Raw genomic sequence first — 25540 nt, forward strand, 5'->3', positions numbered from 1 at the left:
CCATGACCGAGATCTTCCACTACTCCGTCGACGCCGACGGCGTCGCCACCATCGCCTGGGACCTGCCGGGCCGCTCGATGAACGTGATGACGCTCGAGGGCCTCGAGCAGCTCGACGCCTGCATCGACAGGGCGCTCGGCGACGAGGCGGTGAAGGGGATCATCCTGACCTCCGCGAAGGCCGACTTCGCGGGGGGCATGGACCTCAACATCCTCGCCGGGATGAAGGCGAGCGCGGGGGACAACCCCGCCAAGGGGCTGTTCGAGGGCGTGATGCAGATGCACGGGCTCCTGCGCAAGCTGGAGCGGGCGGGCATGGACCCCAAGACCAACAAGGGCGGCAAGCCTGTGGCCTGGGCCTGCCCGGGCACGGCGGCCGGCATCGGGCTGGAGCTGGGCCTCGCCTGCCACCGCCGCTTCGTCGCGGACAACCCCAAGGCGAAGATCGGCCTGCCCGAGATCATGGTCGGCATCTTCCCCGGCGCCGGCGGGGCCACCCGGGTCAGCCGCATGCTGGGCACCATGGGTTCGGCCCCCTTCCTGCTGGAAGGCAAGATGATGGCCCCCGCCAAGGTGAAGGCGGCCGGCCTGGTCGACGAGGTCGTGCCGGCCGACGATCTGCTCTCCGCCGCCAAGGCTTGGGTGCTGTCCGCCAAGGACGCCGACATCGTGAAGCCGTGGGACGCCAAGGGCTGGAAGATGCCCGGCGGCGCGCCCTATTCCCCGCAGGGGTTCGAGACCTTCGTGGGCGCCTCAGCGATGATCAACGGCAAGACGCAGGGGGCCTATCCCGCCCCCAAGGCGCTGCTCGCCGCGATCTACGAGGGCGCGATGGTCGACTTCGACACCGCCCTGCGCATCGAGGCGCGGTGGTTCACCAACATCCTGATGAACCCGTCCTCCGGGGCCATGATCCGCTCGCTCTTCCTCAACAAGGAGGCGCTGGAGAAGGGCGCGGTGCGCCCGCAGGACGTGCCGGATGCGCGGGTGAAGAAACTGGGCGTGCTCGGCGGCGGCGGCTTCATGGGGGCCGGCATCGGCTATGTCTCGGCCATGGCGGGGATCGAGGTCGTGCTGATCGACCGCGACGACGCCTCGGCCGCCAAGGGGGTCGAGTTCATCACCGGCCTGCTGGATGACTCCCTCAAGAAGAAGCGCATCACCGAGGACAAGAAGGCCGCCATCCTGGGCCAGGTCACCGCGACGGGCGACTACGCCGCGCTGAAGGGCTGCGACCTGGTGATCGAGGCGGTGTTCGAGGATCCGGGTGTCAAGAAGACCGTGACCGAGGCCGCGCAGGCGCATCTGGGCGAGGGGGCGATCTTCGCCTCCAACACCTCGACCCTGCCGATCACCGGGCTGGCCGAGAACTACAAGGATCCCGAGACCTTCATCGGCATCCACTTCTTCTCGCCCGTGCACAAGATGATGCTGGTCGAGATCATCAAGGGCAAGAAGACCGGCGACGCGGCGGTGGCCAAGGCGCTCGATTTCGTGCGCCAGATCCGCAAGACCCCGATCGTGGTCAACGACGCCCGCTTCTTCTATGCCAACCGCTGCATCATCCCCTATTTCAACGAGGGCGCGCGGATGGTGACCGAGGGCGTGAACCCCGCCCTGATCGAGAACGCGGCCAAGCAGCTCGGCATGCCGCTGGGCCCGCTGCAGCTGGTCGACGAGACCGCGCTGGACCTCGGCCAGAAGATCGCCAAGGCGACCAAGGCTGCGATGGGCGACGCCTATCCCGACAGCCCCTCGGACGACCTGATCGACTGGATGGTCGAGCAGGGCCGCGTCGGCCGCAAGGCCAAGGCCGGCTTCTACAGCTACGACGAGAAGGGCAAGCGGCAGGGCCTGTGGGAGGGTCTGGCGGGCAAATATCCGCTCGCCGACGACCAGCCCGACGTGACCGAGGTCCAGCACCGCCTGGCTTTCGCCCAGGTGCTCGAGGCCGTCCGCGCGCTGGAAGAGGGCGTGCTGATGGACATCCGCGAGGGCGACGTGGGCGCGATCCTCGGCTGGGGCTTCATGCCTTGGTCCGGCGGCCCGCTGAGCTGGCTCGACATCCTCGGCGCCGGCAAGGCGGTCGAGATCTGCGACGCGCTGAGCGCGAAGCACGGCGAGCGGTTCTCGACCCCCGACCTGCTGCGCGACATGGCCGCGAAGGGCGAAAGCTTCTACGGCCGCTTCGCCCCCGACGCGAAGGCGGCCTGAGGCGCCGGTCGGGCCGGCCTCCGCGGCCGGCCCGGCCCTCTCGCCCGGTTCACATGCCGGCGCCGCGATTGTTCCCTGCGGGGCCGCGGAATCGCCCAGTTCGCCGCCTACCTCGTCGTTGCGTGGCGACGTGTGCGAAAGCGGCGTTTGGCGGCGCGCCCGAAACGGTTTATCAGGACGACATGACCCGACGCCCGATCGCAGCCCTCGCCGCCCTCGCGCTCTCCGCCGCCGCCCTGTTCGCGCCTGACGCACAGGCGCAGAGCGGCCGGGACCTTGCGCGAATTTCCACGTATCTCAACGCCTTGAAGACGGCTGAAGGCACCTTCGTGCAGATCGCGCCCAACGGCGAGACCTCCGACGGGCGGTTCTTCATCTCGCGCCCCGGCAAGATCCGGTTCGAGTATACGCCCCCCAACCCGGCGCTGGTGATGTCCGACGGGACCTGGGTGGTGGTCTTCGACATGCGCGACTGCTCCAAGCAGACGGCGCCCCTGTCCTCGACGCCGCTGAACATGCTGCTGCAGGAGAACGTGGACCTGCGCGCCAACGGCGCCGTCACCTCGGTCGACGATCGCCCCGGCCAGATGCGCGTCGTGGCGCAGAACCCCGACGATCCGGGCTCCGGCTCGATCACGCTGATCTTCAACGATAATCCGTTGGAGCTGCGGCAGTGGATCATCACCGACGCCGAAGGTTCGCAGACCACCGTCGCCCTCTCCGAGGTGCGCCGGGGCATGGATATCCCGATCCACAAGTTCCTGCCCGCGCGGGTCGAGTGCGACCCCCGCTGAGCCGGCCGGACGCGCCCCGGGCCTGACCCGGGGCCGCGCCCCCTCAGCCCAGGGTCGCGAACACCGGCGCGTGGTCCGAGGGCTGCTGCCAGCCGCGCGCCTCGCGCAGCACCCGCGCGCCGTGGATCTTCAGGTCCGGCGTGGTCCACACATGGTCCAGGCGCCGGCCCTTGTCGGCCGCGTCCCAGTCCTTGGCCCGATAGCTCCACCAGCTGTAGAGCAGCCCCTCGGGGATCGCCTCGCGCACCGCGTCGACCCAGCCTCCGGCGGCCTGGGCGGCGTTGAGCTTCTCGGTCTCTATGGGGGTGTGGCTGACGATCTTCAGCAGCTGCTTGTGGTTCCATACATCGTCCTCGCGCGGGGCGATGTTGAGGTCGCCGACCAGCACCGCCGGCCCCGCATGCGCGCGGAAGCAGGCGGCCATTTCATCCACGAAATCAAGTTTGTGCTGGAACTTGGGGTTCTTCTCCACATCCGGCTCGTCGCCGCCCGCGGGGACGTAGAGATTGTGGATCTGGGTCCCGTCCGGCAGCCTGGCGGTCACGTGGCGGGAGTCGCCCTTCAGGCAGAAATCCCGGTGCTCGACCGGCTCGAGCGGCAGGCGCGAGAGGATCGCGACGCCGTTGTAGCCCTTGTCCCCGCGCACCGCGAGATGCTCCCACCCCAGCTCGGCGAAGGTCTCGCGCGGGAACTTGTCGGCCGGGCACTTGGTCTCCTGCAGGCAGAGGACGTCGGGGGCCTCTTCCTCCAGCAGGCGACGCACGATGGGGGCGCGCAGGCGGACCGAGTTGATGTTCCAGGTGCAGATCGTGAAAGGCATGGGCAGCTCCGGGCGCGAACGGGAGCCGCACCATGAAGCCCGTGCGCGCGCGTCGCAACCCGAACCCTGCGGCTCGGCTCAAGTCACTGGAATGCTTCGGAAATGCGAGCGCCCGGCGGGAGGGGTTCCGCCGGGCGCCACCTTGATCCAAGGCCTCCGCCGCGAGGGGTGACGGCGATCGCGTGAGCGATGCGGCCTCCAAGGTTCTCGATTAAGTGGGGACCGTTTTGCGCGGTTCAAGACGCCCTCAGATCACCAGCCGGTAGCCTCCCGATTCCGTGACCAGCAGGCGGGCCTCGGAGGGGTTGGGTTCGATCTTCTGGCGAAGTCGATAGATATGAGTCTCCAGGGTGTGCGTCGTCACGCCGGCGTTGTAGCCCCAGACCTCGTGCAGCAGAGTATCCCGCGCCACCACCACGTCATTCGCGCGATAAAGGTACTTCAGGATGTTGGTTTCTTTTTCGGTGAGCCGGATCTTCTTCTCCGCCTCATCGATCAGCATCTTCATCGCAGGTTTGAAGGTGTAGGGACCGACGGCGAAGACTGCGTCTTCCGACTGCTCATGCTGGCGCAGCTGGGCGCGGATGCGGGCCAGCAGCACCGGGAACTTGAAGGGCTTGGGGATGTAGTCGTTGGCGCCGGCGTCCAGGCCCAGGATCGTGTCCGCGTCCGTGGCGTGACCGGTCAGCATGATGATCGGGCACTTCACGCCCTGCTTGCGCATCAGCCGGCAGACCTCGCGGCCGTCCATGTCCGGCAGGCCCACGTCCAGAATCACCAGGTCGTGGGGGTTGGCGCGGGCCTTCTCGATGCCGTCGCCGCCGGTCTCGGCCTCGAACACGTCGTAGTCCTCGGTCAGCACCAGTTGATCGGCCAGCGCGTCGCGCAGGTCGGGATCGTCGTCCACCAGCAGGATCCGCTTCAGCGTCGCCATCTGCCCCTGTCCTCCACTGCGCCCGTCCAGTCCGGGCCTGTCACGGAGATGCGAGCGGTGGACGACCGAGGGAACCAGCTCGCAATGTTTCTCACGCAGTCGTCAGCCCTTGCGCCCCTTTGTTTCAATTCCCCGCCCGGCGCCCTATCTGTCGGGCGGGGCCCCGCCGGCCCGCTGACCTCGGAGCCGCCCCATGGGTCTGAAACTGAGCATCTGGGAGAACGCCGCCCGCATCCGGGCGGAGCTGCGCATCGGCGCGGCCGTGGTCCTGGTGCGCGGCAGGGCCGGGGTGCTCGCCGGCGCGGCCGAGTCGCTGACCGCCGAGCGGCTCGAGGATTTCCGGGGCGCCGGCCCCACCGACATGGTGATCACCTCGCGCCGGGCGCAGACGCTGAAGGCGCGCGCCTATGACGGCGACGTGGCGCGGATCATCCTGACGCCGGATTTCGATCTCGGCCGGGTGCGGGCCACCGCCGATCCTGCGCGCGATCTGGAAGCGCCGATGAAGGGCCCTTACCAGACCCGTCGCGACGGCGACGCGGGGCTGCACCGCGCCGCCGTCCGGCTGACCAAGCAGGCGCAGCTTCTGCCCGCGGCCCTGGTCGCCTCGCTGCCGTCGCGCGCTGCGGCCGAGGCGCTGGCGCGGGAGAACGGGCTGTCGATTCTCGACACCGACGCGCTGCTGGCGGCCGAGGCCGAAGCGATCGGCATGCGTCCCGTCTCGGCCGCACGGGTGCCGCTGGAGGCCTCGGCCGCCTCGCGCGTGCACGTGTTCCGGCCCGACGACGGATCGGAGGAGCATTACGCGATCGAGATCGGCACGCCCAAGCGCTCCGAACCCGTGCTGGCGCGGCTGCATTCGGCCTGCTTCACGGGCGACGTGCTCGGCTCGCTGAAGTGCGATTGCGGGCCCCAGCTTCGCGCGGCGATGGAGGCGATGGCGGCCGAGGGTTCGGGGGTGCTGCTCTACCTCAACCAGGAGGGGCGGGGCATCGGGCTGGCCAACAAGATGCGGGCCTATTCGCTGCAGGATCAGGGCTTCGACACGGTCGAGGCCAACCACCGCCTGGGATTCGAGGATGACGAGCGGGACTTTCGCATCGGCGCCACGATCCTGCGGCGGCTGGGCTTCCGCGCGGTGCGGCTGCTGACCAACAATCCCCGCAAGATCGGGATGATGTCGAACTCAGGCCTTCAGGTCGCCGAGCGGGTGCCGCTGAAGGTCGGCGAGAATCCGCTGAACGCCGCCTACCTCGCCACCAAGGCCTCGAAGAGCGGCCATCTGCTGTGAGCGCAGGGGTGGCCGCGGCGCCTCATCGCGCGGTTCCCCGGCCGGGCGATCTGGTGGTCACCGCGTGGGAGGCGCGGTTCCTCGGGCGGCGATTCCCCTGCGCGGTGGGCTTCGGGGGAATCGGGGCCAAGCGCGGTGAGGGCGACGGGATCACCCCGCAAGGCGTTCACATGATTGAATCGGTGTTCTGGCGGGCGGACCGACGCCGCCCCCCCGCGGGCGGCCTGCCGGGCCGGCCGGTCGGCCCGCGGGACGGCTGGTCGGACGACCCAGCGGACCCGTTGTACAATCGCCGCGTTTCGTGGCCCTCATGCCACAGTGCGGAGCGGTTGAGGCGGGCCGACCGGCTCTATGACCTGATCGCCGTCACCGACTTCAACCGGAGGCCGCCAGCGCCTGGGGCGGGCAGCGCGATCTTCCTGCATGTGTGGAAGCGGCCGCGGAAATGGACGGCGGGCTGCGTGGCGTTCCGGGAGCGGGACCTCGCGTGGATCCTCTCGCGCTGGACCCCGCGCAGCCGGCTGATCGTGCGCTGAGGCGCCCCTCAGCCGTAGTCGCGTTCGCCGAAGATGGCCGAGCCGACCCGCACATGTGTGGCGCCGAACTCCACCGCCGTCTCGAAATCCGAGCTCATGCCCATCGACAGGCCCGCGAGCCCGTTGCGCTCGGCCAGCTTGGCGAGGAGGGCGAAGTGCATGGCGGGCGATTCCTCGACAGGGGGAATGCACATCAGTCCGTCGACCGAAAGCTCCATGGCTCGGCAGTCGGCGAGGAAGGCGTCCGTGTCGGCGGGATGGATGCCGGCCTTCTGCGGCTCCTCGCCGGTGTTCACCTGCACGAAGAGGCGCGGGCAGCGGCCAAGGGCCTGGGCGGCGTCGGCGATCTTGCGGGCGAGCTTGGGGCGGTCGAGCGACTGGATCACGTCGAACAGCTCGAAGGCCTTGTTGACCTTGTTGGTCTGAAGCGGCCCGATCAGGTGGAGCTCAAGACCCGGCAGGTCGCGGCGCGGGCCCCAGCGGGTCTCGGCCTCCTGCACCCGATTCTCGCCGAAGATTCTCTGGCCGGCGTCGATCACGGCCTGCACGCGGTCCTCGGGCTGCACCTTGCTGACAGCCACCAGGGTGACGGAGCCGGGCGCGCGTCCCGCCCTGGTCTCGGTCTCCGCGAGCTGGCGTTTCACGCTGTCCAGGCTCATGCCGTCCTCCATCCTCGTGCGGGAGATGGGTAGGCCGGGAGGGCGCAAAAGAAAAGAGCGGGCCAGGGCCCGCTCTTTCCGGATTTCAGATGGCTGACGCCGTCGATCAGAAGGAGACCGACATGTAGGCGCCGGCGATCAGGTTGTCGTCCACGGGGCCGGCGTCGAACTCGGTGTACTCCACGGCCAGGGTGCCGGTCACGCCGGGGGCGATCGCGTAGGTCACCCAGCCCGAGAAGGTGTCGGAGTCGTTGGCGCCGCCAGCCTTGGTGTCGAAGATGCCGGCCCAGCCGCCCGCGAAGGTCCAGGGGCCGGTCTCGTAGGAGGCGCCGACCGCGACGTCGTAGCCGCCGGTGGCGAAGCCGCCGATGCCCGCGTTGTCCTCGTAGAAGGCCGCCAGGGTGAAGCCGGCGTAGCCGATGTAGCCACCGGTGTTCCAGGTGTCCGGATCGGCATTGGTCGGCACCAGGGTGTCGGTGTCCGAGGTCTGGTAGCCGCCCGAGATGCCGAGCGAGACGCCGTCGAACTCACCCATCCACTGCGCGCCAACGGCCAGGACATCGTCGATGCCCGAAGCGTTGTTGCGCTTGAACGCCGGGTTCGGGCCGTGGCCGGGCAGGCCATCGGTGTTGCCCTCGGGCTGGAAGGAGATCGCGGCGGTGAAGCCGGAGATCGCCGGGGTGATGTAGTAGATGCCCAGGTCGTCGCCGTTGGAGTCGGTCCCGTTGGCGGCGCCGGTGTAGTTGAAGGCGTCGTAGTAGCCGACCTTGGCGTAGGGCGCGTAGATGATGCCCAGCTCCATGTACTCCGCCGCGGTGTCGTCCGCACCGATGCGGAAGTCACCGAAGGAGCCGGAGACCGAGGTCCAGTACTCGTCGATCTGGTCGGCGTTGGAGAAACCCTCGAGCTCGACCTCGCCCTTGAAGGTGAGGCCGTTGTCGGAGGACCCGGACCAACGGAAGTGGATCTCCGAGTCATGCTCGACGCCGAAGTCGCCGGAGGTGCCGGCCAGCTCGCCGTAGTACATGCCGGCGTTGACATAGCCGCGCACGGTGGCGGTGGGGGCCTCGGCGGCGAGCAGAGGGGTGACGACGAGGCCGGTAGCCAGCGCGGTCGTCGCGAAGATCGTCTTGTTCATGGTGTCCCTCGCAGTTGAGCTCTTAGTGGAACGGGTCTTTGTCCGGCCCACCGGCGCGAACCCGATGAACCCTGATCGCGTTTCACCTCAACCAGCCTTCCCGGTCAATCGACTTGGCCGGGCGGTCATCCCCAACCGGTAGGGTTGTAGCAATTGGGCCACAAGCCGGAGGGTCGCCGGCCCGCCAATGGCTTGCAGGGCGGCCTTGAAGGCGATGCGCAGGCGCGGGGCTCTCCCCGCGGGCGTTCCTGCATTCAGGCCGCGGGCGTTCGCGCCTCCGCCCGTGGGACGTTCCTGCATTCGGGCCGCGGGCGTTCCTGCATTGGCTTTGCATCGCCTTCCTCCTGCGTTTACAGATTGGCGCCGAACAGGACGGGCCCGCGCGGGCGCCGTTTGCGGAGATCCCCATCGCCGTCCGACGGCGGATGACTCAGGTCCAAGGTCGACACGCATGAAATTCAGCGCCCGAATCCTCTCGGTGGTCGTCGCGGCGGCGCTGCTGGCCGGCTGCGAAAACGCCAAGCCGCCAGCGGAGCCGGTCGACCCGGTCGATTCCCAGAACTTCCGGACCAAGCCTGACGGCTCCATCATGGACATCTTCTCGGGCGGCTCGGGCAACGATGCGCTCGAGGGCGGGGCGATTCCGGTGAACGCCTACCTGTGGCGCGCCTCGCTCGACACGCTGGAGTTCCTGCCGCTGACCTCCACCGACCCGTTCTCGGGCGTGATCGTCACCGACTGGTCGACCAACGCGGCCACCCCTGACGAGCGCTTCAAGGTCACCGTCTACATCGACAGCCCGAAGCTGGAGGCCGGCGCGCTGCGCGTGGCCGTCTACCGCGAGCTGCAGGCCCAGGGCGGGGCGTGGACCTCGGCCGAGGTCTCGGACGCCACTCCGCGCCGGATCGAGGACGCCATCCTCACCCGCGCCCGCCAGCTGCGCGTGGCCGCCCTGCAGGCCGAAGAGGGCTGAGCCGCAACGCGGGGGCGGAGCCCCGCCCGGCGGCGCGCATTGAAAACCCCGGTCCGGCGCCCTAGACGGATCGCGACCGTTGCGCGCCGGGGCCTTGCGTCCCGCGGCGCGCGAAGACTTCTTCGCCGGGGACCAGAATGACCACGCGTTACGATCACAGCGCGGCCGAAGCGAAATGGCGCAAGGCCTGGGCCGAGGCCGACCTGTTCCGCGCGAAGGTCGATCCCGACAAGCCGAAGTACTACGTGCTGGAGATGTTCCCCTATCCCTCGGGGAAGATCCACATGGGCCATGTGCGCAACTACGTCATGGGCGACGTGGTGGCGCGGTATAAAATGGCCAAGGGATTCAACGTCCTGCACCCGATGGGCTGGGACGCCTTCGGCATGCCGGCCGAGAACGCCGCCATGGAGCGCGGCATTCATCCCGGCGAGTGGACCTACGCCAACATCGCCACCATGAAGGAGCAGCTGGCCCCCATGGGCCTGTCGCTCGACTGGACCCGCGAGTTCGCGACCTGCGATCCCGAGTATTACGCCCAGCAGCAGGCCCTGTTCCTCGACTTTCTCGAGGCCGGCCTGGTCTATCGCCGCAAGTCGGTGGTGAACTGGGATCCGGTCGACATGACCGTGCTGGCCAACGAGCAGGTGGAGAACGGCCGCGGCTGGCGCTCGGGCGCCCCGGTCGAGCGGCGCGAGCTGGTGCAGTGGTTCTTCAGGATCACCGCCTTCTCGGACGACCTCCTGGCCGCCATCGACGGACTGGACCAGTGGCCCGAGAAGGTGCGCACCATGCAGCGCAACTGGATCGGCCTGTCCAAGGGCCTCGCCTTCGACTTCGCGGTGAACGGCGCGCCGGAGGGGTTCGAGACGCTGCCCGTCTACACCACCCGTCCCGACACGATGATGGGTCCGACCTTCGCCGCGCTCGCCGCCGACCACCCGCTGACCGCGAAACTGGCCGAGTCGAATCCCGCCCTGGTCGAGTTCATCGCCGAATGCCGCCGCGGCGGCACCTCGGAGGAGGCGCTGCAGACCGCGCCGAAGCTGGGCTTCGACACCGGGCTGACCGTCTCGCACCCGGCCGACCCCTCGCTGAAGCTGCCGCTCTGGGTCGCGAACTTCGTGCTGATGGACTACGGGACCGGCGCCGTCATCGGCTGCCCCGCCCATGACCAGCGCGACCTCGACTTCGCCCGCAAATACGACCTGCCGGTGATCGACGTGTTCAAGCCGCTGGACTCGGACGAGGGCGTGGGGACCGAGGCGTTCACCCCCCCCAAGACCACCCGCGTTCGCTACGTGCAGTGGCATGGCGAGCCGGGCGAGGAGCTGACCTGCCAGGAGGCCATGGACCGGACCCTCGCGCTCTACGAGGCGAACGGCTGGGGCAAGGCCCAGACGCAGTATCGCCTGCGCGACTGGGGCGTCAGCCGCCAGCGCTACTGGGGCTGCCCGATCCCGGTGGTTCATTGCGATAAATGTGGCACCGTCCCGGAAAAGAAGGAGAATCTGCCGGTTCGCCTTCCCGACGACGTGGATATCTCCAAACCCGGCAACCCGCTCGTGCGTCACCCCACCTGGCGGGACGTGCCGTGCCCCGTCTGCGGAGAGCCCGCGAAGCGCGAGACGGACACGATGGACACGTTCGTCGATTCCTCGTGGTACTTCGCCCGCTTCACCGCGCCGCGCGCCGAGACGCCGACGGACCTCGAAGCCGCCCGCTACTGGATGAACGTCGACCAGTATATCGGCGGGGTCGAGCACGCGATCCTGCACCTGCTCTATTCCCGCTTCTTCGCCCGGGCGATGGCCAAGACCGGCCACCTGCCCGAGAGCGCGATCGAGCCGTTCACCGCGCTCTTCACCCAGGGCATGGTCTGTCACGAGACCTACCAGGGCCCCGACGGCAAGTGGCTGTCCCCGGACGAGATCCGCCCTGTCGAGGGCGGCATGGTCACCCTCGACGGCCGCCCGGTGACGGTCGGCCCCTCGATCAAGATGTCCAAGTCCAAGAAGAACGTCGTCGCCCCCGACGACGTCTTCGAGAAATACGGCGCCGACACCGCCCGCTGGTTCATCATGTCCGACAGCCCGCCCGAGCGGGACGTCGAGTGGACCGCCGCCGGCGCCGAGGCCGCAAACCGCTTCCTGCACCGCGTCTGGCGCCTTCGCTCTGAGGCCGCGCTGGCGGCCCCCGGGACGGCCGAGCCCGCCCAGTGGACCCCGGAGGCCATGGCGCTGCGCCAGGCCGCCCACCGGGCCGTACAGGGCGTCTCCGACGATATCGAGGGCTTTGCCTTCAACAAGTCGATCGCGCGGCTGTATGAACTGGTCGGCGCGCTCGCCCGCGCCGGCGAGGCGCCCGACATGCCGCTGGCGCTGCGCGAGGCCTACGGGATCCTCGCCCGCCTGATGTCGCCCTTCGTCCCCCACTTCGCCGAGGAGCTGTGGTCCTCGCTGGGCGAGACCACGCTGCTGACCGGCGCGCCCTGGCCCGTGGCCGATCCCGCGCTGCTGGTGGACGACACGGTGCTGATGCCCGTGCAGGTCAACGGCAAGCGCCGGGCCGAGATTCGCGTCGCCACGGACGCCAGCAAGGAGTCGATCGAGGCGATGGCGCTGGCCGAGGAGTCGGTTCAGAAACATCTCGGCGAGAATGGCCCCCGCAAGGTCATCGTCGTGCCCGGGCGGATCGTGAATGTGGTCGCCTGATCGCCGCGCCCTGCTGCGCGCCGGCCTGACGGGCGGCGCCGCGCTCGCCCTCTCGGCCTGCGGCTTCCGCCCGGCGCTGAAGGCGGGAACAGAGCAGCGCGCCCTGCGCAACGCCGTGAGCCTATCGGTCCCCGAGGGCCGCCTCGGCTTCGCCCTGCGCGAGACGCTGGAAAGCCGCCTCGGCCGCCCCGGCGCGGCGCCCGCCTACCTTCTGACCGCAGACCTCGTGATGGTCGACTCGGGCCTCGCCATCACCCAGGACAGCTCGATCACCCGCTACGTGATCACCGGGACCTCACGCTGGGCGCTGACCGGCCCCGAGGGCTTCCGCCCCATCGAGGGCGTGTCCGAGGGCATGACGGCCTATTCCGCCACCGCCTCGCTGTTCGCCACGCGCCAGGCGCGCCGCGATTCCGAGGCGCGCGTGGCCAAGGAGCTGGGCGAGCGGATCTGGACCCGCCTCGTCGCCGAGCTCGAGGCGCGCGAGGGCTGACACGATGAAGGTCCCCGCCGCCCGCGTCCGCGCCTATGCCGACCGGCCGGATTCGCGGGCCACGGGCCTGCTGATCTTCGGCGACGACGCGCTCGAGGTCGACCAGCTGCGCCTGCGCCTGTCCCAGGCCGTGCTGAAGGCCGCGGGCGAGGGCGCCGAGATCACCCGCATGACCGCCGACGAGGCCCGCCGCTACCCCGCCTCGCTGACCGACGCTCTGCGCGCGGGCGGGCTGTTCGGCGGCCAGCCGGTGGTGCTGGTCGAGGGCGCCGCAGACGGCTCTGCCGAAGCGATGCGCATCGCCTGCGAGGGGCTGCAGTCCGACACCGGCCGGCTGATCGTCACCGCGGGCCGGCTCAACGCCCGGTCCAAGCTGCGCAAACTGTTCGAGGATGCGCCGAATCTCGCCGCGCTCGCCGTCTACCCGCGGGCGCTGGACGCCGAGGGCATCGCGGCGCTGCTGACGGACGTCGGCAACCCGCCCCTTTCGCCCGCCGCGATGGACGCGCTTGTGGCCTTCGCCGCGATCGCCGAGGCGGCGGAGGTGCGGGGCGTGATCTCGACCCTCGCGCTCTATGCGATCAAGGCGCCTGTCCCGCTGGAGGCCGCAGAGGTCCAGGCCCTGCTGCCGGCGGCCGTCGAGGGGGACGCGGACGCCGTGGCCGACGCCACCGTCGCCCGCCGTCCGGTCGAGGCGCTGGCCGCCTACGCCCGCGTCGCCGGCAAGGGCGGCGGGCCGGGCGGTGTCGCCATGGCGCTCGGCCGCGCCTTCCGCCAGTTGCACGCGCTCGCCGCCGCTCCCGACGGACCCGAGGCGGCGCTGGCGCGGATGCGTCCGCCGATCTTCGGCCCTCGGCGCGATGCGCTTGCCCGCGCCTCCCGGCAATGGAAGGGCGTGGCGCTGGAACGCGCGCTGGAGCACATCCTCGACTCTGAACTGTCGCTTCGCGCGACCAACGAGATCCCTGAACGCGCCCTGGTGGAGCGCCTTGTGGTGCGCCTCAGCACCCTGCGCTGAACGTCGAAAACGAAACCGCCCCGGGCGAGACCCGAGGCGGCTTGGTTTCCCTGGGGATCGGCTTCAGTTCGTGATCGCCTGGCAGATCTTGTCCAGCTGATCGAGGTCTGCGTAGGAAATCCGGATCTCCCCGCCCTTCTCGCCCTTGTGGTCGATCCGCACCTTCATCCCGAGGTTTGCCGAAAGATCCGCCTCGAGCGCCACCGTGTCCGCATCCTTGCGAGGCGTCGCGGGCCCCTTTAGCGCGGGCGGAGCGGACTTGGCGTTGCGCACGAGCGCCTCCGTCTCGCGCACCGACAGACCGCGGCGGATCACCTGCTCGGCCAGCGCGGCGGCATCGTCGGCCACCACCAGCGCCCGCGCGTGACCGGCGCTGAGCCGCCCCTCCTCCAGGTGCTTGAGCACCGAGACGGGCAACGTCAGCAGCCGCAGCGCGTTGGCGATATGGCTGCGCGACTTGCCCACGATGACGCCGAGGCGCTCCTGCGTATGGTTGAACTCGTCGATCAGACGGGAGTAGCCGCGCGCCTCCTCGACCGGGGTCAGGTCCGAGCGCTGGATGTTCTCGACGATGGCGAATTCCAGCACCGTCGCGTCGTCCAGCTCACGAACCACCGCCGGAAGCTCATGCAGCTGGGCGCGCTGCGCGGCACGCCAGCGACGCTCGCCCGCCACGATCTCGAAGCCCTCGCCGGAGGGGTGCGGACGCAGGATCAGGGGCTGGATCACCCCATGCTCGCGGATCGACGCGGCAAGCTCCTCGATCTCCTCCTCGCCGAAGCGGCGACGAGGCTGGTCGGGGTTCGGACGGATCAGATCGATCGCAATGGCCTCGGCCGCGGCCCTGGCGCCGGCTTCGCTCTGCGCCTCCTCGAGGTCGCCCATCAGCGCGGACAGGCCGCGCCCCAAACCTCTGCCCTGCTGTCGCTTCATGATTTTTCCTTTACCGTCAACAGGTTCTCTCAAGCCGCGGCCCGCGCGCCACGCTCAAGCAGCTCCCGCGCGAGGGCCCTGTAGGCGAGGCTCCCGGTCGAATTCGAGTCATAGACGATCGCGGGCACCGCATAGCTCGGCGCCTCGCTGAGCCGCACGTTGCGCGGGATCACCGTGCGATACACCACGTCGCCTAGATTCGCCCTCACGTCCCGCGCCACCAGATCCGAGAGGTTGTTGCGCCGGTCGTACATGGTCAGGATCACGCCCTCGATCGCCAGGCTGGGGTTCAGGCTGCGGCGGATTTCCTTGATGGTCGTCAGAAGCTGGCTCAGCCCCTCCATCGCGAAGAACTCGCACTGCAGCGGGACCAGAACCGCATCCGCCGCAGCCATCGCGTTGACCGTCAGCAGGTTCAGCGAAGGGGGGCAGTCGATGACGATATAGTCCCAATTGGCCAGCAGCTTCGGATCGCGCAGCGACCGCTGCAGCCGCCGCGCCCGCGCCGGATCGTTGACCAGCTCGACATCCGCCGAGGCCAGATCCCCCGTCGCAGGAATAACGCCTAGATTGGCCTGCGCAGTCGCCTGGACAAGGCCGCTCGCCTCCGCCTGGCCGACCAGAAGATCGTAGGAGTTGCGCGCGCGACGGGCGCTCTCGATCCCCAGCCCCGTCGAGGCGTTGCCCTGTGGATCCAGGTCGACGATCAGCACGCGCCGGCCCTGTTCCGCCAGCGCGGCGGCAAGGTTGATCGTGGTGGTCGTCTTTCCGACGCCGCCCTTCTGGTTGGCGACGGCAAGGATGCGGCGGCGAGCGCCGTCAGGTCCGGTGGAGGGGGCCACGCGAGAACTCCTGTATCTCCAGAATGACGGCGTCTGGGTCCGTCCTGGAGGGGTGAGCGCGGTGTCGAATATGCCAACTCCGAGCGGTCGCGGTCAATTCGTCACCGGCGCCTGCGCCCTTGGGAAACAGACAAATCGTGTCCGGACCGGCCAACCTCTCGGCAAAGCCGAGCAGTTTGTCGAGCGAGGCGAGCGCGCGCGCAGAGATGACGTCGCGGACGCCCGGCGTCACGGCCTCGATCCGGGAGGGCAAGATACTCATTTTCAGCCCCATTTCGCCGGCCGCGGTGCTGAGAAAGGCGCATTTTCGGACGTCGCTTTCAACCAGCGCCAGGTCCAGTGACGGATTTCGCTCCGCCGCCATGGCCCCGATCACCAGTCCCGGGAACCCTGCTCCCGACCCGAGGTCGATCCATGTCCGGGCCTCCGGCGGCGCGAGATCGAAGAGCTGCGCCGAGTCCGCGATATGCCGGGTCCAGACCGCCTCGACAGTCCCCCGCGCCACCAGATTGATTTTCGGGTTCCACTTCGCCAGAAGCGCGGCGAGGATCGCCAGCCGTTCGCGTGTTTCACGTGAAACACCGTAGGGGGCGAGGGCGGTCTCGGCCTCGGTCATGCCTTTGCCACCCGATTGGATTCGTCTCGTCCTGACCGGCGGGCATGAATCATCAGAAGCGTCAGGGCTGCCGGCGTCATGCCCTCGATCCGCCCCGCCTGGCCCAAAGTTGCCGGTCGAGCGCGCGCCAGCTTCGCGCGTAGCTCGTTGGACAGGCCCGCGATCGCACCGAACTCCATATCCGATGGCAGGGTCAGAGCGTCCTCCCGCCGAAGCTCTGCGATGTCCCTCGCCTGCCGCTCCTCATAGCGCGCATAGCGCGCATCGATCTCGATCTGGCGAGCGATATCCCCAGGGATATCGGAGAGCGCCGGCCAGATGCGGGCCAACGAACCCAACGTCTCCTCGCCATAAGCCAGCAATTCCAACGCACTACGACGTTGACCATCCTGGGACACGGCAATGGACCAGCTCCGCGCTTCTGTCGGCGTCAACATCAACGACTCGCCAACCGATCGCCCATGTTCCAGCGCTTCCGCCTTCACCCTGAAGGCCTCTGCTCGCGAGGCGCCGACACACCCCAACGCCATCCCCTTGGGCGTAAGTCGCTGATCTGCGTTGTCGGCGCGAAGAGTCAGGCGGTATTCGGCGCGGGAGGTGAACATCCGATAGGGCTCCGCAACCCCCCGAGTAACCAGATCGTCGATCATCACGCCAAGGTACCCCTCGGCTCGGTCAAAGACGACCGAAGGTTCCCCAGCAGCAGATCGGGCCGCGTTCAGCCCAGCAACCAGACCCTGCGCGGCCGCCTCCTCATAGCCGGTCGTTCCGTTGATCTGACCCGCGAGGAACAACCCGGCGACACTCTTCACAGCCAGCGAAGATGTCAGCGCGCGGGGGTCAACGTAGTCGTATTCGATGGCGTAGCCCGGCTGAAGGATCTCGACCCGCTCAAGACCCGGGATCGACCTGACATACGCCTCCTGGACATCCTCCGGCAGCGAGGTGGAGATGCCGTTGGGGTATATCGTTGTGTCGTCAAGCCCTTCAGGTTCCAGAAAGACCTGATGAGAGGTCTTCTCGGCAAACCGGACAACCTTGTCCTCGATCGATGGGCAGTACCGCGGTCCAACGCCTTCGATCCTGCCGCCATACATTGCCGAACGGGACAGGTTCTCCCGGATGATCTCGTGGGTCCGCTCGGTCGTGCGCGTGATATGGCAGGGGACTTGCCGGGCCAGAGGTCCACGCGAGAGGAACGAGAACAGCTCCGGCGAGTCATCGCCTGGCTGCGCCTCCAATTGCCCCCAGTCAATCGTGCGCCCATCAAGCCGCGGGGGCGTCCCTGTCTTCAGACGGCCAAGCGGCAAGGCGAAATCATCGATCCGCTCGGCCAGGCGGACCGAGGCGTTGTCGCCCATGCGCCCCCCCTCGATACGTCGATCGCCGATGTGGATCACGCCGCGCAGGAACGTGCCGGTTGTCAGCACGACCGTCCTACCAAGGACTCTCGATCCGTCTGACAAGACAACGCCCGATATCCGATCGCCTTCGAGGAGAAGATCGATGACCTCGCCGGACAACAGCGAAAGATTCTCCCGGGCATCAAGGGCTTGGCGCACTGCGCTGCGATAGAGGCGTCGGTCGCACTGGGCCCGAGGGCCCTGGACGGCGGGTCCCTTCCGTCGATTCAAAAGTCGAAACTGGATGCCCGCGGCATCGGCCGCGCGACCCATCACTCCGTCCAGGGCATCGATCTCGCGCACGAGGTGACCCTTGCCAAGACCGCCGATCGCCGGATTGCAGGACATCTCGCCAATTCGAGCGAGATCGTGAGTGATCAGCACCGTTGCAGCGCCGGTTCGGGCCGCAGCGTCTGCGGCCTCGGCGCCGGCATGGCCGCCGCCGATCACGATGACGTCGAAGCGGTGTTTCACGTGAAACGCTCCCGGAGGGGTTCGGAAAGGGCCGCCTTGCGGACTCACTTGCCGAGGCAGAACTCGGCAAAGATATCGTCCAGAACGCGCTCCGCATCAACCCGGCCGAGCAGCGTCTCGAGCGCGCGTGTGGCGAGCCGGAGTTCTTCAGCCGCGATGTCGAGCGCCTCTTCGCCTCGCGACAGCCAGACGGACGCGGTGGAGAGATGGGCGAGACCCTCCTCAAGCGCACGCCGATGGCGCGCCCGAACAACAGCGGAGGCGCCGGCAGCCCTCGCCGCCAGCCGCGCGCCTATCGCTGCGGTGAGCTCGTCGAGTCCCTCGCCACTGGTCGCAGAAATCCGCAATGGCCCCGCAGTCTTCGAGGGCAGGAGATCGGCCTTGCTGTCGACCCACAGGTCGTCGACCTGAAGGAGCCCGGCGGGCGGATCCACGCCATCCGGTGGCCTGAGATATACCCGAAGGTCGGCGTCCTCCGCCCTCTGGCGAGCACGGGCGACGCCCATCGCCTCGATAGGATCGCTTGTGTCCCGGAGTCCGGCCGTATCCAGAAGCGTGACCGGCAGGCCGGCAAGGTCCACATGAACCTCGATCACATCCCGGGTCGTTCCGGCGATCTCTGAGGTGAGGGCCGCGTCTCTCCGCGCCAGAGCATTGAGCAGCGTGGATTTTCCCGCGTTCGGGGCGCCGATCAACGCGACCTCGAACCCGTCCCGGATACGCTCGGCAGCGGCGGCGCCGGCCAAGGCCGATGTGATCTCAGCCTCGACGGAGGCGATCAGCGAAAGGACTTCCGGAGTGACATCCTGGGGGACCTCTTCATCGGCGAAGTCCATCACCGCCTCGACCAACGCGCGGGCGCGTATCAGGTGGCTTCTCCATGCGGCAGCCGAGTCCCCCAAGGCGCCGCGCATTGAGCGTAGCGCCTGGCGACGCTGGGCTTCGGTCTCCGCGCCGACCAGATCCGCAAGGCCCTCGGCCTCCAGCAAATCGATCCGCCCGGCCTCAAGGGCGCGTCGGGTGAATTCTCCTGGTTCGGCCAGGCGCAGACCGGGCAGGGCATTCAACGCCGCGAGCAAAGCGGAAACCGTAGCCGGCCCGCCATGCCCCTGGATCTCAAACGACTCTTCGCCGGTGAACGAGGCGCCCGAGGCAAAGCGGATCACCAGAGCCTGGTCGAGCAGCTCGCCACCGACGCGAAAATCGCGAAGCGCAGCACGGCGGGGTTCGGGGAGGTCGCCGACCAGGGCGAGCAGGGCGGCATCGGCGGACGGACCCGAAACCCGGATCACCGCGATGGCCGCCCGGCCCCGGCCGGTGGCCAAGGCAAAGATCGTGTCGCGAGGAGGAGCTGCGGGGGGCATGAGCCCCCGTCAGGCGTTCATCGAGTCGAAGAACTCGGAGTTCGTCTTGGTCTGCTTCAGTTTCCCGAGCAGGAACTCGATCGCGTCGGCCGGGCCCATCGGGTTGAGGATGCGGCGCAGCACGAAGACTTTGGCCAGCTCCGACTTCTCGACCAGCAGATCCTCCTTGCGGGTGCCCGACTTGAGGATATCGATCGCGGGGTAGACGCGCTTGTCGGAAACCTTGCGGTCGAGCACGATCTCGGAGTTGCCGGTGCCCTTGAACTCCTCGAAGATCACCTCGTCCATGCGGCTGCCGGTGTCGATCAGCGCAGTGGCGATGATCGTCAGCGAGCCGCCTTCCTCGATGTTGCGCGCCGCGCCGAAGAAGCGCTTGGGGCGCTGCAGGGCGTTGGCGTCGACGCCGCCGGTCAGCACCTTGCCCGAGGACGGAACCACGGTGTTGTAGGCGCGACCCAGACGGGTGATCGAGTCCAGCAGGATCACCACGTCGCGCCCGTGTTCGGTCAGGCGCTTGGCCTTCTCGATCACCATCTCGGACACCGCCACGTGGCGCGTCGCGGGCTCATCGAAGGTCGAGGCCACGACCTCGCCCTTGACCGAGCGCTGCATGTCCGTGACCTCCTCCGGCCGCTCGTCGATGAGCAGCACGATCAGGTAGACCTCGGGGTGGTTCTTCTCGATCGAGTTGGCGATGTTCTGCAGGATCACCGTCTTGCCGGTGCGCGGCGGCGCCACGATCAGGCAGCGCTGGCCCTTGCCGATCGGGCTGACCAGGTCGATGACCCGCGCCGTCTTGTCCTTGATGGTGGGATCTTCGATCTCCATCTTCAGCCGCTGATCGGGATACAGCGGCGTCAGGTTGTCGAAGTGGACCTTGTGGCGGGCCGCTTCAGGCTCATCGAAATTGAGCTTGTTGACCTTCACGATGGCGAAGTAGCGCTCGCCCTCTTTCGGCGCGCGGATCAGCCCCTCGACCGTGTCGCCGGTGCGCAGCGCGAACTTCCGGATCTGGTTGGGCGAGACATAGATGTCGTCGGGACCGGGAAGGTAGTTCGCTTCGGGGCTGCGAAGGAAACCGAAGCCGTCCTGAAGCACCTCGAGAACGCCGTCGCCCGAGATCTCCACATCGCGGTCCGCCAGTTCCTTGAGGATGGCGAACATCATGTCCTGGCGGCGCAGGGTGGAGGCGCCCTCCACCTCCAGCTCTTCCGCGAAGGTGAGCAATGCGGTCGGCGACTTCGCCTTTAGCTCGGCGAGCTTCAGTTCTGAGATGTCCATCTGGCGCCTGTGTGAGCCCGCTGATCGAACAAAGGAGGGTGCCGGCGGGATAGGGGAGGGGTGCGGGCACGCTGAACGCGTGCCACGGTTGCAGCGTCATACGCGCAACCGACAGGAAATGTCAAACGACCTTCACGTCATGCAGTCGTTTTCGCCCCGGCGAGCGCAGCCCGGCGAGGCGAAAACGTTCAGAACGGCTCCACGATCGCCATGATGACGATGCCGACCATCAGCAGGGCCGGGATCTCGTTCACCATCCGGAAGAAGCGGCCGGACCTGCGGGCGGGATCGAGCGCGAGCTCCCTCCGCCAGCGGGCGCACAGCATGTGGTAGACGGTCAGCAGAACCACAAGGGTGAGTTTGACGTGCAGCCAACCGGCCGTGGCCAGGACGTCCGGCCCCAGCGCCGTCAGCGTCAGCAAGCCGAACAACCATGACGCGATCATCGCGGGATTCATGATGCCGCGCAGCAGCTTGCGCTCCATTACCTCGAATGTTCGGGCCTGTGGAGAACCTTGTGGAGCGGTTTCGGCGTGATACACGTAAAGCCTTGGCAGATATAGCAAAGCCGCCATCCAGGCGATCACGGATATAACGTGGGCAGCTTTCCACCAAATGTAGTTAACGACGATCCAGTCCAGCACAGTTTTCAACCCCTGATGGCATCGAGCAGGATATGGACGTTTTCAGGGTCCGCATCCGGCGTGATGCCGTGGCCAAGGTTGAAAACGTGCGGCCCGCCAGAGAGATCCTCGCGGATCCGGCGCGCGGCCGCCGCCAGCGGCTCTCCGCCCGCCACCATCAGCAGCGGATCGAGGTTCCCCTGCACGCAGACATGCGGCTGGAGCCGCTCGGCGGCCCATCTGGTGGGGACATGCTGATCGATCGCGACGCAATCAGCGCCGCAAGAGTCGGCGAAACGCTCCAGCCAGGCGCCCGCGCCGCGCGGGAACGCGATCACCGGGAGACCCGGGAACCGCGATTTCAACTCTGCGGTGATCCTGCGGTTGGGTTCCAGGCACACCCGCTCGAAATCGAGCGCGCTGAGCGAGCCGGCCCAGGAATCGAACAGCTTCACCGCCTCGGCGCCCGCTTCGACCTGGCGCGCGAGATACTCGATCGTCGCCTCGGTGATCAGATCGAGGAGGGTGAAGAAGGCGTCCGGTTGCTCCAGCAGCATCCGGCGGGCGGGTTCCTGGTTGGGGGTGCCGCGGCCGGCGATCATGTAGGTCGCCACGGTCCAGGGCGCCCCCGCGAAGCCGATGAGCGCGACCTCGGGGGGGAGCGTCTGCGAAAGGATCCTCACCGTCTCATAGACCGGCGCCACGGTGTCATGGATCGCCTCGGCGGGTCGCAGGGCGGCGACCTCCTCGGCCGTGGCGACGGTCGAAAGGCGTGGGCCCTCGCCGGGAACGAAAGTCAGGTCCGCGCCTAGCCCCTGGGGCACCAGCAGGATGTCGGCGAACAGGATTGCTCCGTCGAAGCCGAAGCGCCGGATCGGCTGCATCGTCACCTCGGCGGCGAGCTCGGGCGTATAGCACAGGTCGAGGAACGAGCCGGCCTTCTCCCGCGTCGCCCGATACTCGGGCAGGTATCGGCCCGCCTGTCGCATGAGCCAGACGGGGGGAACCCGAAGGGTTTCGCCCGCCAGAGCGCGGAGCAGCGGTTTTGCCTGTGAGCTCATGGAACCTCGTCAGGGGAAGAGGGTAGATAGGATGTGGTTGTTTGTTGGTCGGTGGATAACGGGGATCACCGTTGAGCGCGAGGGAATCCACAGGTTAATCCACGGTCGTCCACAACGCTCCCCAGCCCGGGAAAACGTTGTGGGGATAAGTTTCACAAATCAGCCACATTTAAACGTCGAGAGATCAATCGCTTGCAGGCGTGTCTTGCCGCGCCGACTCCGGTCCGTTCTCCGACGTTCCCCGGCCTGTGAAAGACGCGGAAGTTATCCACAGCCTGAGGGGAAACGTCAGGCGCCGTCCTCCACAGCTTGGCGGAATGGACGGTTTTGCACACGGCTCTGAGGCGCCGGCGCCACAACGGCCGTTTCGCGCCGGTTATCCCCGATGTCCCCCCTTATCCCCACCCGGGTCGCTGCCTAAGGTGCCTGACAAAGATAAACGTCCGGTAACCAAGGGAGGCACGATCCGCGGTGATAGAGCGGTCGGCTCGGCACGTGCTGCATCTGCTGTCGGACTCGACGGGAGAGACGGTGTCGGCAGCCGCCGGCGCCGTGATCAGCCAGTTCGAGGGGCTGGAGCTGACCCGCCGGATCCACGTCTTCGCGCGCTCCCGCCGCGAGATCGACCAGGCGCTCGACTCCATCGCGGCCGAGCCCGGCCTGGTCGCCTACACCCTGCTCGACGAGAAACTGGCCGACCACCTCCGCGCGGGATGCGAGCGGATCGGCGTCCCGGCCGTGGCGCTGCTGGACCCGTTCTTCCGCGCGCTGACCGACTTTGTCGGCGCCCAGCGCGGCAAGAAGCGGCCGGGACGTCAGCATGACGTCGACCTCAGCTATTTCGACCGGGTGTCGGCCATCGACTATGCCATGGCCCATGACGACGGCGCGACCTCCAACCGGCTGAAGAAGGCCGACGTGATCCTGGTGGGCGTGTCGCGCACCTCGAAGACGCCGACCTGTCTCTATCTCGCGGTGCGCGGCGTGAAGGCGGCGAACGTGCCGCTGGTCCCGGGCGCCTCGCTGCCCAAGGGGCTGGAGGAGGCGATCGGCCTCGGCATCCCCACCGTCGGGCTGATCGCCTCGCCCTCGCGGCTTGTGCAGGTGCGCGGCCAGCGGCTCGAGGCGATCGGGGCCGCGCCCGGCATGAACTCCGCCGCCTACGCCGATCCCGAGCGGGTGCGCGAGGAGGTCTCCCAGGCGCGCCTGCTGTTCGACCGGCTGGGCCTGCCGGTGATCGACGTCACCCGACGCTCGATCGAGGAGACGGCGGCCTCGATCCTCGCGATCCTGCGCGCACACGGCGAGCCCGCCGCATGAGCGACCCCGTCATCCTCGCCTCCGCCAGCCAGGCCCGCGCCGAGATGCTGCGCGCCGCGGGCGTCGAGATCGAGGTCCAGCCCGCCCGCGTCGACGAGGAGGAGATCCGCATCGCCTTCCGCGCCGAGGGGGCGAGCGCGCGCGACCTCGCCGACGCGCTGGCCGAGATCAAGGCGAAGAAGATTTCCGCCAGGCGTCCCGGCGCGCTGGTGCTCGGCGCCGACCAGACGCTGGCCGCCGGAGAGGACCAGTTCGACAAGCCCCGTGACCGGAACGAAGCGCGGGCGCAGCTGTTGACGTTGCGGGGGCGGACCCACCATCTGCATTCGGCGGCGGTCATCGCACTGGACGGGAAGCCGATCTTCCGTCATGTCGGAACTGCGCGGCTGGCGATGCGTCCCTTTTCCGAACGGTTCGTGGATGACTATCTGGATCGTCTGGGAGCCGCCGTCCTGGACACCGTCGGCGGATATCACCTCGAGGGGTTGGGGGCGCAGGTGTTCGCGCGCGTCGACGGCGATCACTTCACGGTCCGGGGCCTCCCGCTGCTGGAGGTTCTCGGGTTTCTGCGGGCGAGAGGGCGTCTGATCGAATGAGTGCGAACCGACTGCCGCTCGCGGGCGTGCTGGGCTGGCCCATCGCGCATTCGCGCTCGCCGCGGCTGCACCGGCATTGGCTGTCCCGCTACGGGATCGAGGGCGACTACATCACCCTCGGGGTCGAGCCGCGCGACTTCGAGGCGGCGTTCCGCGCCCTGCCGCTGCTGGGATTCCGCGGCGTGAACGTGACCATCCCCCACAAGGAATCGGTGCTGCGCCTGGCGACCAAGGTCTCGGACCGCGCCGCGTTGATCGGGGCCGCGAACACCATCACCTTCCGCGAGGACGGCTCGATCTACGCCGACAACACCGACGGCTACGGTTTCCTAGAGAACCTGCGCGCCGGCGCGCAGGGGTGGAAGGCGGCCGAGGGGCCGGCGCTGGTGCTGGGCGCCGGCGGCGCCTCGCGCGCGGTGATCTCGGCGCTGCTCTCGGACGGGGCGCCGGAGATCCGGCTCGCCAACCGCACCCGCTCGCGGGCCGAGTTCCTGGCCGGAGAGTTCGGCGGCCGCGTGAAGGTGGTCGACTGGCTGCACATCGAGGACGCGCTGGACGGCGTCGCCACGGTGGTCAACACCACCTCGCTGGGCATGACCGGCCAGCCGCCGCTGCAGATCTCGCTGAAGCGCGCGCCCAAGACCGCGCTGGTCAACGACATCGTCTACTCCCCCCTGATGACCCCCCTGCTGGAAGAGGCGCAGAGCCGCCGGATGCGCTGGGTCGACGGCGTGGGGATGCTGCTTCACCAGGGCCGCCCGGGCTTCGAGGCCTGGTTCGGCGTGGCGCCCGAGGTCGACGCCGACCTGCGCGCCGCCGTGCTGGCGGGATGAGCGGCATGAAACTGATCGCGCTGACAGGCTCCATCGGCATGGGCAAGAGCACCACGGCGAAGATGTTCGCCGAGGAAGGCGTGCCGGTCTGGGACGCCGACGCCGCGGTCGCGCGGGTCTATGGCCCGGGCGGCGCGGCCGTGCCGATGATCGCGGAGCTGCTGCCCCACGCCGTTTCCGGCGAAGGCGAGCAGATGCACGTCGACCGCGCCGCCCTGCGGGCCGCGGCGACCGCCGATCCCGCGCTGATCCCGAAACTCGAAAAGATCGCCCACCCGCTGGTCGGCGAGGACCGCGCGGAGTTCCTCGCCCGGGCCGAGGCCGAGGGTCGGCCGCTCGCCCTCTGCGACATCCCCCTGCTGTTCGAGACCGGCGGCGAGCGACGCTTCGACGCCGTGGTGGTTGTCACTGCGCCGCCCGACGTGCAGCGCGCCCGGGTGATGGAGCGGCCGGGGATGAGCGAGGCGACCTTCGAGACGATCCTCGCCAAGCAGACCCCCGACGCCGAGAAGCGCGCGCGGGCGGATTACATCGTGGACACCTCGCAGGGGCTGGAGCCCGCCCGCGCCCAGGTGCGCGCGGCGCTGGCGAAGATCCGGGAGAGCTGAGCC

The 25540-nt window shown here is 68.4% G+C and carries 24 protein-coding genes; 12 read left to right on the plus strand and 12 right to left on the minus strand.

Annotation, left to right across the window (positions count from 1 at the left end):
- The first annotated feature begins 2 nt into the window (after positions 1 to 2).
- The gene (locus AAC134_RS00450) at positions 3 to 2213 is read left to right on the plus strand and encodes a 3-hydroxyacyl-CoA dehydrogenase NAD-binding domain-containing protein (protein WP_339947066.1); all 2211 of its coding nucleotides are present in this window, start codon (positions 3 to 5) and stop codon (positions 2211 to 2213) included.
- A gap of 182 nt (positions 2214 to 2395) precedes the next feature.
- Positions 2396 to 3007 carry an outer membrane lipoprotein carrier protein LolA gene (locus AAC134_RS00455; RefSeq protein ID WP_339947067.1) on the plus strand — a complete coding sequence of 204 codons (612 nt, stop codon included), beginning with the start codon at positions 2396 to 2398 and terminating at the stop codon, positions 3005 to 3007.
- Between the two features lie 43 nt (positions 3008 to 3050).
- Here AAC134_RS00455 and AAC134_RS00460 read toward each other — a convergent pair whose 3' ends face one another.
- Together AAC134_RS00460 and AAC134_RS00465 are read right to left on the minus strand one after the other, a co-directional pair.
- Positions 3051 to 3827, minus strand: a complete 777-nt coding sequence (locus tag AAC134_RS00460) for an exodeoxyribonuclease III (protein ID WP_339947068.1) — start codon at positions 3825 to 3827, stop codon at positions 3051 to 3053.
- 247 nt (positions 3828 to 4074) lie between these two features.
- On the minus strand, positions 4075 to 4761 hold the full coding sequence (locus AAC134_RS00465) for a response regulator transcription factor (RefSeq protein ID WP_339947069.1): 687 nt from the start codon (positions 4759 to 4761) through the stop codon (positions 4075 to 4077).
- A 193-nt stretch (positions 4762 to 4954) separates the two neighbouring features.
- Between AAC134_RS00465 and ribA the strand changes: the two genes are divergently transcribed.
- The gene (ribA, locus tag AAC134_RS00470; RefSeq protein WP_339947070.1) at positions 4955 to 6052 is read left to right on the plus strand and encodes a GTP cyclohydrolase II; all 1098 of its coding nucleotides are present in this window, start codon (positions 4955 to 4957) and stop codon (positions 6050 to 6052) included.
- 53 nt (positions 6053 to 6105) lie between these two features.
- Positions 6106 to 6588: a L,D-transpeptidase family protein gene (locus AAC134_RS00475; RefSeq protein WP_339947430.1), complete on the plus strand. Its 483-nt coding sequence runs from the start codon at positions 6106 to 6108 to the stop codon at positions 6586 to 6588.
- Between the two features lie 8 nt (positions 6589 to 6596).
- Here AAC134_RS00475 and AAC134_RS00480 read toward each other — a convergent pair whose 3' ends face one another.
- Positions 6597 to 7247 (minus strand): YggS family pyridoxal phosphate-dependent enzyme, encoded by a 651-nt coding sequence (locus tag AAC134_RS00480; protein ID WP_339947071.1) that lies wholly within the window; start codon positions 7245 to 7247, stop codon positions 6597 to 6599.
- A gap of 106 nt (positions 7248 to 7353) precedes the next feature.
- Entirely contained in the window at positions 7354 to 8385 is a 1032-nt protein-coding gene (locus AAC134_RS00485; protein WP_339947072.1) for a porin, read from the minus strand.
- A 451-nt stretch (positions 8386 to 8836) separates the two neighbouring features.
- On the opposite strand from AAC134_RS00485, the gene AAC134_RS00490 reads away from it, so the two are divergent.
- The 4 genes from AAC134_RS00490 to AAC134_RS00505 all read left to right on the plus strand — a co-directional run bounded on the left by AAC134_RS00490 (position 8837) and on the right by AAC134_RS00505 (position 13583).
- Positions 8837 to 9358: a DUF3576 domain-containing protein gene (locus tag AAC134_RS00490; protein WP_339947073.1), complete on the plus strand. Its 522-nt coding sequence runs from the start codon at positions 8837 to 8839 to the stop codon at positions 9356 to 9358.
- A gap of 137 nt (positions 9359 to 9495) precedes the next feature.
- Positions 9496 to 12072, plus strand: coding sequence for a leucine--tRNA ligase (gene leuS / locus AAC134_RS00495; RefSeq protein WP_339947074.1), 2577 nt, complete (start codon positions 9496 to 9498; stop codon positions 12070 to 12072).
- Entirely contained in the window at positions 12059 to 12565 is a 507-nt protein-coding gene (gene lptE, locus AAC134_RS00500; RefSeq protein ID WP_339947075.1) for an LPS assembly lipoprotein LptE, read from the plus strand. Before leuS ends, lptE begins: the two co-directional genes overlap by 14 nt.
- 4 nt (positions 12566 to 12569) lie before the next feature.
- Positions 12570 to 13583, plus strand: coding sequence for a hypothetical protein (locus AAC134_RS00505; RefSeq protein WP_339947076.1), 1014 nt, complete (start codon positions 12570 to 12572; stop codon positions 13581 to 13583).
- Positions 13584 to 13646: 63 nt separating this feature from the next.
- Here the strand turns inward: AAC134_RS00505 and AAC134_RS00510 are convergent, their stop codons facing one another.
- The 8 genes from AAC134_RS00510 to hemE all read right to left on the minus strand — a co-directional run bounded on the left by AAC134_RS00510 (position 13647) and on the right by hemE (position 22180).
- A complete protein-coding gene (locus AAC134_RS00510) occupies positions 13647 to 14516 on the minus strand; it encodes a ParB/RepB/Spo0J family partition protein (protein ID WP_339947077.1) in 870 nt (289 codons plus the stop codon).
- Between the two features lie 29 nt (positions 14517 to 14545).
- Positions 14546 to 15358, minus strand: coding sequence for an AAA family ATPase (locus tag AAC134_RS00515; RefSeq protein ID WP_339947078.1), 813 nt, complete (start codon positions 15356 to 15358; stop codon positions 14546 to 14548).
- Positions 15336 to 15974: a 16S rRNA (guanine(527)-N(7))-methyltransferase RsmG gene (gene rsmG / locus AAC134_RS00520; RefSeq protein ID WP_339947079.1), complete on the minus strand. Its 639-nt coding sequence runs from the start codon at positions 15972 to 15974 to the stop codon at positions 15336 to 15338. The genes AAC134_RS00515 and rsmG overlap by 23 nt, the downstream gene beginning before the upstream one ends.
- On the minus strand, positions 15971 to 17851 hold the full coding sequence (gene mnmG, locus AAC134_RS00525; RefSeq protein ID WP_339947080.1) for a tRNA uridine-5-carboxymethylaminomethyl(34) synthesis enzyme MnmG: 1881 nt from the start codon (positions 17849 to 17851) through the stop codon (positions 15971 to 15973). Before mnmG ends, rsmG begins: the two co-directional genes overlap by 4 nt.
- Before the next feature lie 44 nt (positions 17852 to 17895).
- Positions 17896 to 19215 (minus strand): tRNA uridine-5-carboxymethylaminomethyl(34) synthesis GTPase MnmE, encoded by a 1320-nt coding sequence (mnmE, locus tag AAC134_RS00530; RefSeq protein ID WP_339947081.1) that lies wholly within the window; start codon positions 19213 to 19215, stop codon positions 17896 to 17898.
- Between the two features lie 9 nt (positions 19216 to 19224).
- Positions 19225 to 20496, minus strand: a complete 1272-nt coding sequence (gene rho, locus AAC134_RS00535; RefSeq protein WP_339947082.1) for a transcription termination factor Rho — start codon at positions 20494 to 20496, stop codon at positions 19225 to 19227.
- 188 nt (positions 20497 to 20684) lie between these two features.
- Positions 20685 to 21140, minus strand: a complete 456-nt coding sequence (gene hemJ / locus AAC134_RS00540; protein WP_339947083.1) for a protoporphyrinogen oxidase HemJ — start codon at positions 21138 to 21140, stop codon at positions 20685 to 20687.
- A 5-nt stretch (positions 21141 to 21145) separates the two neighbouring features.
- Positions 21146 to 22180: a uroporphyrinogen decarboxylase gene (hemE, locus tag AAC134_RS00545; RefSeq protein WP_339947084.1), complete on the minus strand. Its 1035-nt coding sequence runs from the start codon at positions 22178 to 22180 to the stop codon at positions 21146 to 21148.
- A 495-nt stretch (positions 22181 to 22675) separates the two neighbouring features.
- Between hemE and AAC134_RS00550 the strand changes: the two genes are divergently transcribed.
- From AAC134_RS00550 to coaE, 4 genes are read left to right on the plus strand one after another with little or no spacing between them, the layout of a single operon-like run.
- A complete protein-coding gene (locus tag AAC134_RS00550; RefSeq protein WP_339947085.1) occupies positions 22676 to 23500 on the plus strand; it encodes a pyruvate, water dikinase regulatory protein in 825 nt (274 codons plus the stop codon).
- A complete protein-coding gene (locus AAC134_RS00555; RefSeq protein ID WP_339947086.1) occupies positions 23497 to 24096 on the plus strand; it encodes a Maf family protein in 600 nt (199 codons plus the stop codon). The genes AAC134_RS00550 and AAC134_RS00555 overlap by 4 nt, the downstream gene beginning before the upstream one ends.
- Positions 24093 to 24929: a shikimate dehydrogenase gene (locus tag AAC134_RS00560; RefSeq protein WP_339947087.1), complete on the plus strand. Its 837-nt coding sequence runs from the start codon at positions 24093 to 24095 to the stop codon at positions 24927 to 24929. Before AAC134_RS00555 ends, AAC134_RS00560 begins: the two co-directional genes overlap by 4 nt.
- Complete coding sequence (coaE, locus tag AAC134_RS00565; RefSeq protein ID WP_339947088.1) at positions 24926 to 25537, plus strand: dephospho-CoA kinase; 612 nt, start codon at positions 24926 to 24928, stop codon at positions 25535 to 25537. The genes AAC134_RS00560 and coaE overlap by 4 nt, the downstream gene beginning before the upstream one ends.
- Positions 25538 to 25540: the final 3 nt, after the last annotated feature.

This window comes from uncultured Albimonas sp., assembly GCF_963977235.1.
Classification (GTDB): domain Bacteria; phylum Pseudomonadota; class Alphaproteobacteria; order Rhodobacterales; family Rhodobacteraceae; genus Albimonas.